At 52.6% G+C, this 12,385-nt stretch carries 14 protein-coding genes; 10 read left to right on the forward strand and 4 right to left on the reverse strand.

Features of this window, described 5'->3' with window-relative positions:
• Nucleotides 1–262 precede the first annotated feature (262 nt).
• The 5 genes from ACOTYB_RS19955 (at nucleotide 263) to ACOTYB_RS19975 (ending at nucleotide 4,141) form a co-directional block, all read left to right on the forward strand.
• Nucleotides 263–406: a hypothetical protein gene (locus ACOTYB_RS19955; RefSeq protein ID WP_185807282.1), complete on the forward strand. Its 144-nt coding sequence runs from the start codon at nucleotides 263–265 to the stop codon at nucleotides 404–406.
• Between the two features lie 259 nt (nucleotides 407–665).
• Nucleotides 666–1,334, forward strand: a complete 669-nt coding sequence (locus ACOTYB_RS19960; RefSeq protein WP_017382881.1) for an isochorismatase family protein — start codon at nucleotides 666–668, stop codon at nucleotides 1,332–1,334.
• Between the two features lie 223 nt (nucleotides 1,335–1,557).
• Entirely contained in the window at nucleotides 1,558–2,736 is a 1,179-nt protein-coding gene (locus ACOTYB_RS19965; RefSeq protein WP_409249057.1) for an OmpP1/FadL family transporter, read from the forward strand.
• Nucleotides 2,737–2,799: 63 nt separating this feature from the next.
• Nucleotides 2,800–3,429, forward strand: coding sequence for a winged helix-turn-helix transcriptional regulator (locus ACOTYB_RS19970; protein ID WP_061856279.1), 630 nt, complete (start codon nucleotides 2,800–2,802; stop codon nucleotides 3,427–3,429).
• A gap of 100 nt (nucleotides 3,430–3,529) precedes the next feature.
• Complete coding sequence (locus ACOTYB_RS19975; RefSeq protein ID WP_003862873.1) at nucleotides 3,530–4,141, forward strand: outer membrane beta-barrel protein; 612 nt, start codon at nucleotides 3,530–3,532, stop codon at nucleotides 4,139–4,141.
• Nucleotides 4,142–4,200: 59 nt separating this feature from the next.
• On the opposite strand, the gene ACOTYB_RS19980 is transcribed toward ACOTYB_RS19975, so the two are convergent.
• On the reverse strand, nucleotides 4,201–4,599 hold the full coding sequence (locus ACOTYB_RS19980) for a hypothetical protein (protein ID WP_061856278.1): 399 nt from the start codon (nucleotides 4,597–4,599) through the stop codon (nucleotides 4,201–4,203).
• Nucleotides 4,600–4,770: 171 nt separating this feature from the next.
• On the opposite strand from ACOTYB_RS19980, the gene ACOTYB_RS19985 reads away from it, so the two are divergent.
• A complete protein-coding gene (locus ACOTYB_RS19985; protein WP_220317064.1) occupies nucleotides 4,771–6,753 on the forward strand; it encodes an alkyl/aryl-sulfatase in 1,983 nt (660 codons plus the stop codon).
• 33 nt (nucleotides 6,754–6,786) lie between these two features.
• On the opposite strand, the gene ACOTYB_RS19990 is transcribed toward ACOTYB_RS19985, so the two are convergent.
• The gene (locus ACOTYB_RS19990) at nucleotides 6,787–7,671 is read right to left on the reverse strand and encodes an SDR family oxidoreductase (RefSeq protein ID WP_022651800.1); all 885 of its coding nucleotides are present in this window, start codon (nucleotides 7,669–7,671) and stop codon (nucleotides 6,787–6,789) included.
• A 61-nt stretch (nucleotides 7,672–7,732) separates the two neighbouring features.
• On the reverse strand, nucleotides 7,733–8,122 hold the full coding sequence (locus ACOTYB_RS19995) for a YdeI family stress tolerance OB fold protein (RefSeq protein WP_045332846.1): 390 nt from the start codon (nucleotides 8,120–8,122) through the stop codon (nucleotides 7,733–7,735).
• Between the two features lie 139 nt (nucleotides 8,123–8,261).
• Between ACOTYB_RS19995 and ACOTYB_RS20000 the strand changes: the two genes are divergently transcribed.
• The 4 genes from ACOTYB_RS20000 to ACOTYB_RS20015 are packed head-to-tail and all read left to right on the forward strand — an operon-like array spanning nucleotide 8,262 to nucleotide 10,753.
• Nucleotides 8,262–8,765: a hypothetical protein gene (locus tag ACOTYB_RS20000; protein ID WP_126524538.1), complete on the forward strand. Its 504-nt coding sequence runs from the start codon at nucleotides 8,262–8,264 to the stop codon at nucleotides 8,763–8,765.
• Nucleotides 8,766–8,774: 9 nt separating this feature from the next.
• Nucleotides 8,775–9,221, forward strand: coding sequence for a DUF421 domain-containing protein (locus ACOTYB_RS20005; protein ID WP_023323704.1), 447 nt, complete (start codon nucleotides 8,775–8,777; stop codon nucleotides 9,219–9,221).
• Nucleotides 9,222–9,231: 10 nt separating this feature from the next.
• Nucleotides 9,232–9,750, forward strand: a complete 519-nt coding sequence (locus ACOTYB_RS20010) for a 2-oxo-tetronate isomerase (protein WP_003862863.1) — start codon at nucleotides 9,232–9,234, stop codon at nucleotides 9,748–9,750.
• A gap of 16 nt (nucleotides 9,751–9,766) precedes the next feature.
• The gene (locus ACOTYB_RS20015; RefSeq protein WP_220153324.1) at nucleotides 9,767–10,753 is read left to right on the forward strand and encodes an SDR family oxidoreductase; all 987 of its coding nucleotides are present in this window, start codon (nucleotides 9,767–9,769) and stop codon (nucleotides 10,751–10,753) included.
• Here the strand turns inward: ACOTYB_RS20015 and ACOTYB_RS20020 are convergent, their stop codons facing one another.
• Complete coding sequence (locus tag ACOTYB_RS20020) at nucleotides 10,754–12,379, reverse strand: alpha-amylase family protein (RefSeq protein WP_059370849.1); 1,626 nt, start codon at nucleotides 12,377–12,379, stop codon at nucleotides 10,754–10,756.
• Between the last annotated feature and the right edge of the window lie 6 nt (nucleotides 12,380–12,385).

Raw genomic sequence — 12,385 nt, forward strand, 5'->3', positions numbered from 1 at the left:
CTAGCGATCAGATGTCACCGACAGAATATGAAAACCAGTATTATCAACGGCTCGGAAGTGTCTAAATTATCCGTGGCGATTCACACCGCTTTGCTTACGTTGCAATTTGCCTCGCTTTATTGCAACAGGCACAAAGCTCTCTTTTCGTAGTAAAAAGCCTTCTTTTGCTAAACAAGGAATCACCCATGGCATAACACGCTAAGTTGCACATTTCCTGTACCCTGGATACCCTGAGATTAATCCTAATAACTCAAGGGTGAGTATGGCTACCGGGAAGAGAAAGAACCAAAAGGAATCACCTGAAGAAGAGTTAGATCGCTTGCTGGATGAGCTTGAACTCACAGAGGAGCAACGGGAGTTTATCGAATCCATGCGGGAGGATAAGGGCGATTCCAGTAGTGAGTAACGCTTGCCTTCAGCCGAACGAATACGAATGGCCGCATAACGGCATTGTAAAGATTTTTTCTCCTCACGAGGGCTTTCCGTCAGCGTCGATGGCTCAGCGTACCGTGCCAGAAATTGTCCTGAAATGATGCGGTATTCAGACCGGATCGAACTACTATTCATTATGATTTATCAATGCATTATACCCTGACCATGTGCATGTAAAATCGCGGAGCCGGGAGAGTTGACGGCAATGTAAAAGAAATCATGAGGAAAGAAATATGGCTGCTACAAACGGTATGATTGATACTGATGACGCTGTAATTTTACTCATCGACCATCAGAGTGGCTTATTCAACACGGTACGTGATGTGCCTGTACCAGACCTTCGTAATTATGTGACAGCGATAGCCAAAGTTGCCACGCTTTTAAATATCCCGGTGATCACCACGGCCTCTGTTCCTGACGGTCCCAATGGCCCGCTCATCCCGGAAATTCACAAATATGCACCCCATGCCGTGTATGTTCCACGCACCGGGCAGATTAATACCTGGGATAATCCGGCGTTTGTGAAGGAAGTGGAAAAGACGGGCAGAAAGACCCTGATTATTGCCGGCACGCTCACCAGCGTCTGCATGGCGTTCCCTGCGGTTAGCGCTGTCCAGGAGGGGTATAAGGTTTACTGTGTTGTGGATGCCTCGGGGAACTGGTCCAAAATCGCGACCGATACCACCATCGCGCGCGTGGCTCAGGCGGGGGCGATCCCTACCGATACGTTTGCCATTGTCGCTGAATTAATGAGAACCTGGAACCGCGAGGAAGGTTCTCGCTTTGCTGAGATCCTGGCAGAGCATGTCTGTCCGGAATATAAGTGCCTGATTGAAAGTTTCGGCAAAGCTCAGGAAATTGCCAGAACGGGCCCGGAAACCAATCTGGAGCATTATAAGTAAGTCCTAATAAACATGTATAAAAGTTGCTGGATTTTATCGTCCTGTACCTGAGCGTATTACAGGTGCAGGACGTAGCGGCGTCGTATTCCGGACGTCGCTGAATTGTCAGAGATATTAAGAGGGGCTGAACCGCGCATAATTTAAAATTAAACCCTCTTTCTTTTTACGTAATCAATCGCCCCTGTTATATCTGTCGGCAAATTTTTTATTTCCCGGACCACAGATGAAAACACGACTCCTCCTGTGCGCTGGCGTATTAGCTGTCTCCAGTGCCCATGCCAGCGCCCTCTATTTTTATGAAGCCGGCACCGAAGATACCGCGCTTGCCGGAGCAGGGCAGGCGGCTCGTGCGAAGGACGCCTCGACAATCATGACCAACCCGGCTGGCATGACGCGCTTACCGGATCATATGGTCACCGGTGGGTTACAGGTTATGGATGGCTCCATCGACAACCAGCTGGATAACGATGCCCATCAAAGCCCCGGCGATGTGATGAAAACCATCCCGAATGCCAGCGCCTTTTATAGCCAGAAGATAAACGATGATCTTTATGCCGGGATCGGGCTTTACGGTAATTACGGCCTGGGGATCGACTACGGCAGCTGGGCGGGCGACAGGCTGATTAAAAAGAGTACCATTGTAGCCATGACGCTCAGCCCCTCGCTGGCCTATAAGCTTAACGACCGTCTTTCGATTGGCGGCGCGTCCGCCAACGTTAACTACGGTTACTTCTCGCTGACTCGCAGCGTTAACGATGATGACTACCAGCGACGCGATGAAGACCTGGCCATGAGCTATCGGCTTGGGCTGCTGATGCAGCTAACTGACCAGACCCGAGCCGGTATTACCTGGAACAGCGAAACGGACTACAGCTTCAATATTGACGGCAACGCGCGTCTACAGAACGGCACCTACGACCTGCCGGTGTCGGCACAGATCAGCGCGCCGCAGCAAATCATGCTCAGTCTGGTGCATGATATTAACCCGCGGTGGTCGGTTATGGGCGATCTCGGCTGGCAGGACTGGAGCCAGTTCGGCGCGCCGCAAATCGTCGTCGGGGACCAGCAGCTGAACAACGTCAGCCGCCTGAAGGACACGTGGCACGGTGCGGTGGGCGTGCAGTATCGTCCAACGCCTCAGTGGCGACTGAATGCCGGTGTGGCGTTCGACAGCTCGCCGTATGAAAGCCAGAGCGATGTGGCCTTAACCTTACCTACCGGCGATGAGTGGCGATTTGGTACGGGAGCCCAGTATCAGATCACCCCGGCCAGCAATATTGGTATTGCCGTGTCGTATCTTCATATGCAGTCGTCGCATGTGAAATCGCCGGTGGAGTTTGCCGGAAGTTACGACCATCCTTATCTTTGGTTTGCCAGCGTCAACTACAGCTATCAGTTTTGATCGGCTAACCGCTTAAAATATATGGTCTATAATGGCAGATATTGAATGTCAGAAGGTTGTACCATGCATATTTTACCGCCTGTTCGACCCGAAAAATCCATCGAACGACTGACCGCCATCCTTGAGCCGATAGCGGAGAAAGTGCACGTTGTTCCGCGTAAGCGACTCACCTGGTTACGGAAGGGGAAACAGCAGATGTACCTCTTTCTGGAAGGGGAGTTATCCCTGCTGCGGGCTTCGGATGGACTGGTGGTAGTGACCGTTTACGAGCCGCATTTGTTTGGTATTGCAGAGATGATCCAGCCCACGCACGGGCATCTTCTCCGTGCGGAAAGGGAGTCGACTATTTTACGTCTCGATGCGGACAAGGCGGCTGAGTTGTTTCGCGCCGAGGGCGTCTGGGAGGATGTCGCCGCGCTGCTTTCATACCATACGGCCTATTTAATATTTCGTGATGCACAGGTACTCCAGCAGCGTACCTATTCCGTTATTCGTAATCACCTTCAGGAAATGATTTTGCTTCCGGAAGAGACGCGTCTGCGTACCACGATTCTGGAATATATTCAGGATCGTACACTGCTCTCTCGCAGCAGTATACTCAATGTATTATCCGCCCTTAAGCAGGGAGAATATATCTCCTTTAAGCGCGGCGGATACCTGCTTGAAGTCAGACATTTACCCGAATCATTCTAGCGGAAGTTTAAAATTAAACAGAAATGGAATTAACGCTGCCGTTAATTTTCTATATCGTTTGCTTTCTCAGATTTAACTTTATCAAGTAAACGATATTTTTATGAAAAAGACAGTTATCGCATTGATTGTGGCTAATGTATTTACCGCCACTTCCGCCTTCGCCGCCGCGGATGCGGGCACCTGGTATAGCGGGGCGAAATTCGGCTGGTCTCACTATTTTGATACCAATATGGGTTCAAAAGCGTTTGAGAACACGCATTCCGATCACTTCGATTTTGACCATGATAATGTCGGCGGGGGTGTTTATACGGGTTATCAGATTACCCCATGGCTTGCGGTAGAAGGTGGTTATGATTATTTAGGCAACATGCAGATTAAAGGCCAGCATGGCGCAGGGGCGCAAATGAAGACGCAGGGCCTGCAACTGTCTCTGAAGGCCAGTTATGCCCTGACCAATGACTGGGATATTTACGGCCGTGCCGGCGCAATGGGCTATCGCGCTGAATCCGATGTAAGTGGTCACAATCGTTTTGAAACCGGTGTACGCCCGCTTGCAGCCGTGGGTACTGAATACGCCTTCAATAAAAACTGGGCGGGCCGCCTGGAGTATCAGTGGGTAAGCAACGTGGGCAATGTTAACCAGATCGGCGTGAGCAGCGATCTGAGTTCCGTCACCGCAGGGCTTAGCTATCGCTTTGGTCAGTACGACTGATGCCCGTGATATGCCCATTAATAAAAACCCGGCTGCTTAAGTTGCCGGGTTTTTTGTTTTCAGCTGGTGAATAATGGTTCAAGAACGATATGAATATTTTGCAGGCCCGTGACATTATTATCTTTCAGGTATTGCTGGTTAACCATATCTAGCTGTTCCAGCTTGGTCAGCGAGGCATAGACGCGTTGAACGGCACTGTCCGCAACAAAAATTTCTTTTGCGGTGGTGTCCTGTAGATACTGTGATTTTACGCTGCGCGTTAGGGTCTCGATCTGCTGTTTATTTTCCTGATAAAGAGACGCGATATGCGATATCTGTGCCTGCGGCGGTTTTTCCGCCGGCAACACCAGTGGAATTTGCAGATGATTAATTTTTTCAACATTGTCTGGTTGGGGAGAACTACAGGCTGTTAATGTGCTGAGGGTTAATACAGCGAAAAAGAACGGCAGGCTCTTCATCGAATCACTCCGGGGAAATAACTGGACTCAGCATTATCCCTGAAGGCCGCAGCGACGAAAGAATTAACTTATTTATTTATAAACGTTAATTTCATAGGTTAAAGATAAGCCTGGTGATAGACTCCTTTCCCCCCATGTACCGCCAGCGTAAATATAACTCCTCGAGGAAGTATGAAATTTAAAACTCTCGTTAGTGCGATGGCCGTTGCTGGTCTGCTATTAGTCTCGTTGACCTCATTGCCTGTCCTGGCACAAAAGGAAGGGAAGGGAGCCACTGCCCATACGAAAGAGATGAATGATGCACTTTATGGTCAACTGCCCTTCTTTGATAAGACCGATTTCCGAAATGCGCACAAAGGCTTTATTGCCCCGCTGCCAGCCGCGGTGATTAAAGACGAAAAAGGCGCCGTTATCTGGAACCCCCAGAAATACGCTTTTATCAAAGAAGGGCAAAAAGCGCCGGATACCGTCAACCCGAGCCTGTGGCGTCAGGCGCAGCTGAATAATATTGGCGGTCTGTTTGAGGTCACGGAAGGCGTCTACCAGATCCGCAACCTCGATCTGTCGAATATGACGATTATAGAGGGCAAAGAGGGGATCACGGTTATCGATCCGCTGGTGTCTGCGGAAACGGCCAAAGCGGGCATGGATCTTTACGTTCAACATCGTGGCAAACGCCCGGTTGTTGCCGTTATTTATACCCATAGTCATGTCGATCATTATGGCGGCGTGCGTGGCGTGGTCGATGAAGCGGGAGTGATGACCGGCAAAGTGAAAGTCTATGCTCCAGCAGGTTTTATGGAAGAGGCGGTATCGGAAAATATCATGGCCGGAAATGCCATGAGCCGCCGTGCCAGTTATATCTACGGAAACCTGTTAAAGGCCAATGTAAAAGGTCAGATAGGGGCGGGTCTGGGGACGACCACCTCAGCGGGGACGGTCACGCTTATCGCGCCCACTCACGCCATTACCAAAGACGGGCAGAAAGAGATCATCGACGGTCTCACCTATGATTTTATGCTGGCGCCGGGGTCGGAAGCGCCGTCTGAAATGCTCTGGTATGTGGAAGAGAAAAAACTGATTGAAGCAGCAGAGAACGTCACTCACACCCTGCACAATACTTATTCGCTGCGCGGGTCGAAGATACACGATCCGCTGGCATGGTCAAAATACATCAATAACGCTCTCGATCGTTGGGGGGATAAAGCGGAAATTATTATCGCGCAGCACCACTGGCCCACATGGGGTAATAAGAAAGTGGTGAAGCTGATGAAAAGCCAGCGTGATATCTACCGCTATATCAACGACCAGACGCTCAGACTGGCGAATAAGGGGCTGACGAGGGATGAAATAGCCGCAAATTTCGCCCTGCCTTACGGACTGGCTAAATCCTGGGCAGGCCGTGGCTATTACGGCTCGGTAAGCAACAACGTCAAAGCCACCTATGTCTACTATCTTGGCTGGTTCGACGGCAATCCGGCGACGCTCGATGAACTGCCTCCGGTCGAGGCGGCGAAAAAGTATGTCGATTACATGGGCGGAGCCCGCGCGATCCTTGAAAAAGCTCGTGTCGATTATGCCCGGGGGAATTATCGCTGGGTGGCTCAGGTGGTCAGTAAAGTCGTTTATGCCGATCCGAATAATAAGGCAGCGCGCGAACTGGAAGCGGACGCGTTTGAACAGCTGGGATACCATGCGGAGTCAGGGCCGTGGCGTAACGCCTACCTCACCGGTGCGCAAGAGTTGCGTAACGGCGTGAAGATAAAGCCGACGCCCAAAACCGCCAGCTCGGATGCGGTCCGTGCCATGTCAACTGAGATGATTTTTGACTACCTCGGCGTTCACCTTAACGGCGTCAGAGCGGCGAATGCCAGAGGCATTTTTAACGTTGATTTAGGCCGCGAGGGCGGCAGGTATAAGCTGGAGCTGGAAAATGGCGTGCTGAACCATAGCGCCAACGCTCAGGCAGAAGATCCGGATGCAACCATTACGCTCAGCCGCGAAACGCTGAACAAAACCATCCTTAAGGAAACCACGCTGAAAAAGGCGCAACAGGCAGGAGAGGTGACGATCGTCGGCAACGCCGCGAAGGTGAACGAAATGCTGCGCTGCATGGAGAGCTTCGGCTTCTGGTTTCCTGTCGTCACCCCTTAAAAGTAAAAAAGGCTGCTTTCGCAGCCTTTTTCGTCAAATGACGCCGTCGCCGCCGTCTGAACACCAGACCTGCCCGGAGGTGTATGAACACTCATCCGAGGCCAGAGTGACATACAGCGGTGCGATCTCCACGGGCTGTCCCGGGCGTCCCAGAGGGGTACTCTCGCCAAAATGTTTCACTTTTTCCTGTGGCTGCCCACCGCTGGGCTGGAGCACGGTCCAGTAAGGTCCGGGCGCTACCGCGTTCACGCGGATCCCTTTCGGACCCAGCTGTTTCGCCAGCGCTTTGGTAAACACCGCGAGACAGGCTTTGGTCTGCGCATAGTCAAGCAGTACGGCGCTCGGTTTAACCGCCTGAACGGAGGAGGTGTTAATAATGGATGCAGGGGCTTTCATGTGGCGCAACGCCGCCTTTGTGATCCAGAAAGGCGCATAGACGTTGGTCTTAAAGGTCGCGTCAAAATCTTCCGTAGTCAGTTCTTCCAGCGACTCACGATACTGCTGGCGGCCTGCGTTATTCACCAGGATATCCAGCCCGCCCAGTTTTGAGACGGCCTGCTCCACCAGGTTCTGACAAAAAGTTTCGTCGCGCACATCGCCCGGAAGCGCGACGGCGTTCCGTCCTTCCGCTTTAATCAGGGCGATGACTTCCGCTGCGTCTTCTTCCTCTTCCGGCAAATAGTTAATGGCGACATCTGCCCCTTCGCGGGCATAGGCAATGGCTACCGCGCGTCCGATGCCGGAATCGCCCCCGGTAATTAGCGCCTTCTTACCGGCAAGACGTCCATGCCCTTTGTAGCTCTTCTCGCCGTGGTCGGGTACGGGTTCCATTTCTGAGGACAGGCCCGGCGGCGTCTGGGGTTGCTCCGGGAAAGGTGGCGTTGGGTAAGCGTTCGTACGTTGTTCATTATCACTCATAGCTAACTCCTTGTTAGGGGTGAGATTTGATGGATAGTTACAGCGTTAACGCTTCGCTGAATTATTTTTGCAAGTGGCTGACCCGGACTACGGGTGGGGATGATTTTTTATCGAGCGAGCCGCTAATACTGATCATGTTGTCAGGTTCCACGGTTCTGTCGTCAAATACGGCTTTCGGGATAATAACGTCGATTTTCCCGGTTTTATCCTGGAATAAGTATTTATCTCCATTGCCATCAATAAGATTGCCGCGCAGTGAAATAGAGGCGCCATCATGCATCTCTTTCGCCTGAGTAATGGTCATAATGCGCGCATCATCGGTACCACGATAACCGCTGTCCAGCGCATGCGGCGGTGGCGGCGCGTCACCCTTTTGTAACCCGCCGTTATTATCTGCCCAGGCAGTAGGGATAATTAATATTAACAAAGCTGAAATCACTGATAATTTCATCTGATATCCTTCATTTTGGATGTCTTGACTTATTAAGTATTGTTGCTATTTCTTTATGTGGCAAATGTGATAAGTCTTAAAAGCATTTTCACCGAGAAATCAAAAATTTCGGCAATTAAGCGAAACGGTGACGACTGCCATGGAACCAAAAAATGAAAAAGTGCCTGGGATAAAAGAGAGTTATCGTTTACTGACGTTTGAGTACGCATTTCGTCAGGTGGGTTTTATTGTGCTGTTAGCTATTATCGTGGCGGCAATTGCCGGGCTGTTTTCAAGCGGTGTGGTCAGTGACGTGGAGAAAACAAACGATGCAAAAACCCTGGCCCTGAGCTATGAGCGCTTCGGTCGCCGCCAGACCGAATCGCGGATGGCGCTGACGTTTCCGGTGACGTCTGAGGGGAAATATACCCTCAGCCTGACCAGCGAAAGCAGCGACGCGTATGAGCCCGGCAGCGTCTGGCCACAACCGGACAGCATGTACAGCCGGGGGAATACCCTGTTTCTCGTCTACGATCGTTTACAACAGACCGATAAATTTACCGCTATATTATTCATCACGCCGTCAAAAGCAGGGAAGTGGACAAACAGCATCCGCGTAAACAACGAGCCAGATATCCGTTTCTGGCAGTTTATTTACCCCTAGGAGTCGAATATGGACATGGTTTTTCGTGCCCTGGCAATTTACCTGTTTCTGGTCATTGTGTTTAAAGTTGCCGGGCGGCGCGCCCTGCTACAAATGACCAGTTTTGACCTTATTTTGCTCTTAATTATCAGTGAAGCGACACAGCAGGCGCTACTTGGCGAAGATTTTTCCATCACCGGTGCGATGATTACAATAACAACGCTGGTGGTGGTGGATATTATATTTGGCCTCCTGAAAAAATATTTTTCCACTGTTGAGAATATTCTTGATGGCACGCCGGTGATATTGGTGGAGAACGGTGTCCCCCTTGCCGATAAACTGAAAAAGGTCGATGTATCCTGTGATGATATATTGGTATCAGCCCGCCAGAATCACGGTATTACAGAATTGAAGGAGATAAAATACGCTATTCTTGAGCGTAATGGTCATATTTCTATTATTCCTGACGAAAATTAAGGGCAACGCGATGAGCAATCTTATTCACGACAGTAACAGCACCATCAGCGAGCTGACGAAAAAGCTCGCCACTCAGCTTACGGACAGAGGTTTGCGGTTAACTACCGCAGAGTCCTGTACCGGCGGCAATCTCGCGGTTGCGCTTTGTGCCGAAGAGAACACGGCGGAATTTTATGACGTTGGCATGGTGGTGTTCAGCGATGCGGCGAAGGAGAGGATCCTCGGCGTGCGGCACGAAACCATTGAGCGCTTCACCGCCGTCAGTGAACAAACGGTGACCGAGATGGCCGCTAAAATTCGCGAAATTGCCGAGGCGGATATTGGCCTTGCCATCAGCGGCTATGCGGGACCGGAAGGCGGAGACGATGGCACCGCAGCCGGTACGGTCTGCTTCGGCTGGAATATTCGCGGACAGACGGAAACCCGCACCGTGCTGTTTTCCGGTGAATGTCAGGATGTGGTGGATAAAGCGGTGCGTTATTCCCTGTCTGAACTGATCGAAATACTCTCCGGCTGGGATAACGTCTGAAACAAGGGGAAAGGCTATGGCTGTCATCGTTATTACCGGCGGTACGGCGGGCGTGGGGAAGGCCACGGCGCTGCACTTTGCCAAAGCGGGCTACGATGTGGGCATCATTGCCCGCGATGAGCAGAGCCTGCGCTCCACAGAAGAGGAGTTGCGCCGTTTCGGGATCAATGCCTGTGCCGTTCAGGCCGACGTGGCGGACAGCAAGGCGGTGACCGATGCTGCTAACGAGATTGAATACCGGCTTGGAGCCATCGATGTGTGGGTGAATAACGCCATGGGCGGGATGCTGGCGCCGTTTCGCACCATGTCGCCTGAGGAGTTTCGCCGCGTCACCGAGGTGACCTATCTGGGCTATGTTAACGGTACCCGCGCCGCGCTGGAGTTAATGACCCCACGCGATCGCGGAACGATTATTCAGGTTGGCTCCGCGCTGGCCTACCGCTCCATTCCCTTGCAGTCAGCCTACTGCGGGGCGAAGGCCGCGATCCGCGGGTTTACCGACGCCGTGCGCACCGAGCTGATGCATGAAAACAGCCGGGTGCAGATCGCAATGGTACAGATGCCGGGCCTCAATACGCCGCAGTTCGAGTGGGCGAGGAATAAATTTTCCTGGGCGATGCGTCCGGTTCCTCCCGTGTTTCAGCCGGAAGTGGCTGCCAGCGCGATTTTCAAGGTAGCGCAAAAACCGATGCGGGAGCTGTGGGTGGGCAGCAGCACCGTCCAGTCGATTGTCGGGCAATTTCTTTTTCCCGGCTTTCTGGATCGGCTGATGGTTAAAAAGGCCTGGGAAGGGCAGATGACCGATACGCTAAATGCGGATGACCGTCAGGACTATCTGGATCAGCCGGTTAACGATCTGCATAAAATCCACGGGCACTTCACCGACGAAGCAAAAGAGCGCGCCACCAGCGTTACCTCCGGCATGCCGGGGAAAGTGCTGCTCGGCTCCCTCGCCGTCACGGGTGCGATCGTGGCGCGTCTTCTGCTCTCGCGGAGACGATAATCAGCGCAGTGCGGTACGATCGGTCCAGAACCAGCGGTAGCCATAGCCGCTGAGGTTAAGCGCGACGGTTTTGCCGCACACCAGCGCGTCGTTGTAGCGTTTGTCCGCCAGGCAGGCGGTCCAGGTCGCATGCCGGATCCCTCTGGCAGTAAAATTAACGGGCTTATCGCTGAAGTTAACGAAGGTCAGAATGCTGCGCGTGTCGGTTTCGTAATAGATCCCCAGCACCGCATCGCTGTCGATATTAATAAGACGAAACGGCGCGACGCCGATCTCAGGGAACTCCGAGCGCGTATTGGCGATATCGATAATGCAGTGCAGGAGTGAGTTGCGGTGCAACAGCGAATCCGCCACGTTGATTTTTTGATAGCGGTACGGGCCGCGGTCAATCATCGGGGCGATAAAAGTTTCCGGGTCGGCGTCTGAGAAACCGCCGCCTTGCGATCCGGCCCACTGCATCGGGGTGCGTACGGCGTAACGCTCCTCCAGTTCCAAATCATCTCCCATGCCAATCTCATCCCCGTAGCGCATGACCGGTACGCCCGGCAGCGAAAACAAGACCGCATGGCAAAAGGCCAGCCGCTTACGATCGCCATTAAGCATCGGCGCCAGACGGCGGCGGATACCTCGCTGATACACACTCATTTCTTCGTCAGGGGCAAAGGCATCAATGACGGTCTGCTTCGCTTTTTTTCCTATCCCTTCCAGATCCAGCTCATCATGATTGCGCAGCCAGTTGGCGAAGCAGCAGGAGTCAGGCGGCACAATCATCTTCTTCACCGCGTTGCGCAGCGGTCGTGCGCTTTTCTCCGCAAGGCTGACGTAGAAGTACTTATTGAGCCAGAAATTCAGCACCAGGTTGAGCCGGTCGTTCTGACCAAAATAATCTTTGTAGGCCTCGACCTCCACGTCGACTTCGCCGAGCAGGATCGCATCCGGGTTACGCTGCTCGATAAGACGGCGCAGATGCTCCAGGATCCACAGGCCGCGTTTTTCATCCCCACGTCCGGCCTGTTTTGTCAGGTGCGACGCCGCATCCAGGCGAAAGCCCGACACCCCGAGCTTTAGCCAGAAGATGATGATGTTCTCAACCTCCTTCAGCACCGCAGGGGAGGCCAGATTGAGATCCGGCTCGTGGTGATAAAACATATGCCGATAGTATTGCCCCGCCTCGTCGTCCCATGTCCAGATACTCTTCTCCACGCCGGGGAACATCGGCGGCGTATCGTCGTCGTCCGTGTCGGACCACAGGTAATAGTCACGATAGGGTGACTGAGGGTCGCGGCGGGCCTGTTGAAACCAGGGATGCGCATCCGAGGTATGCTGGATCAGCAGCTCAATAATGACCTGCATCCCCAGCTCCCGCGCCTGTTCAATAAAGGCGATGATATCGTTGAGCTTGCCGAAGCGGGGATCGACCTGCAAATGGTCGCTCACGTCATAGCCTTCATCGAGAAAAGGCGTGAGGTAAAACGGAGTGATCCAGATAACCGTCGCGCCCATCCGGCGGATGTAGCGTAGCTTCGCGGCGATCCCGGCGATGTCGCCACAGCCATCGCCGTTCAGATCGTAAAACAGGGCAGTATCTATCTGGTAAATAATGGCGCGTGTATGCCAGCCTGCCATAGTAAT

It is taken from the genome of Enterobacter cloacae complex sp. IR5450, assembly GCF_049238665.1.
Classification (GTDB): domain Bacteria; phylum Pseudomonadota; class Gammaproteobacteria; order Enterobacterales; family Enterobacteriaceae; genus Enterobacter; species Enterobacter hormaechei_C.

Coding starts and splice junctions, on each gene's coding strand:
- ACOTYB_RS19955 (WP_185807282.1), top strand. CDS start 263: ATGGCTACCGGGAAGAGAAAGAACCAAAAGGAATCACCTGAAGAAGAG.
- ACOTYB_RS19960 (WP_017382881.1), top strand. CDS start 666: ATGGCTGCTACAAACGGTATGATTGATACTGATGACGCTGTAATTTTA.
- ACOTYB_RS19965 (WP_409249057.1), top strand. CDS start 1,558: ATGAAAACACGACTCCTCCTGTGCGCTGGCGTATTAGCTGTCTCCAGT.
- ACOTYB_RS19970 (WP_061856279.1), top strand. CDS start 2,800: ATGCATATTTTACCGCCTGTTCGACCCGAAAAATCCATCGAACGACTG.
- ACOTYB_RS19975 (WP_003862873.1), top strand. CDS start 3,530: ATGAAAAAGACAGTTATCGCATTGATTGTGGCTAATGTATTTACCGCC.
- ACOTYB_RS19980 (WP_061856278.1), bottom strand. CDS start 4,599: ATGAAGAGCCTGCCGTTCTTTTTCGCTGTATTAACCCTCAGCACATTA.
- ACOTYB_RS19985 (WP_220317064.1), top strand. CDS start 4,771: ATGAAATTTAAAACTCTCGTTAGTGCGATGGCCGTTGCTGGTCTGCTA.
- ACOTYB_RS19990 (WP_022651800.1), bottom strand. CDS start 7,671: ATGAGTGATAATGAACAACGTACGAACGCTTACCCAACGCCACCTTTC.
- ACOTYB_RS19995 (WP_045332846.1), bottom strand. CDS start 8,122: ATGAAATTATCAGTGATTTCAGCTTTGTTAATATTAATTATCCCTACT.
- ACOTYB_RS20000 (WP_126524538.1), top strand. CDS start 8,262: ATGGAACCAAAAAATGAAAAAGTGCCTGGGATAAAAGAGAGTTATCGT.
- ACOTYB_RS20005 (WP_023323704.1), top strand. CDS start 8,775: ATGGACATGGTTTTTCGTGCCCTGGCAATTTACCTGTTTCTGGTCATT.
- ACOTYB_RS20010 (WP_003862863.1), top strand. CDS start 9,232: ATGAGCAATCTTATTCACGACAGTAACAGCACCATCAGCGAGCTGACG.
- ACOTYB_RS20015 (WP_220153324.1), top strand. CDS start 9,767: ATGGCTGTCATCGTTATTACCGGCGGTACGGCGGGCGTGGGGAAGGCC.
- ACOTYB_RS20020 (WP_059370849.1), bottom strand. CDS start 12,379: ATGGCAGGCTGGCATACACGCGCCATTATTTACCAGATAGATACTGCC.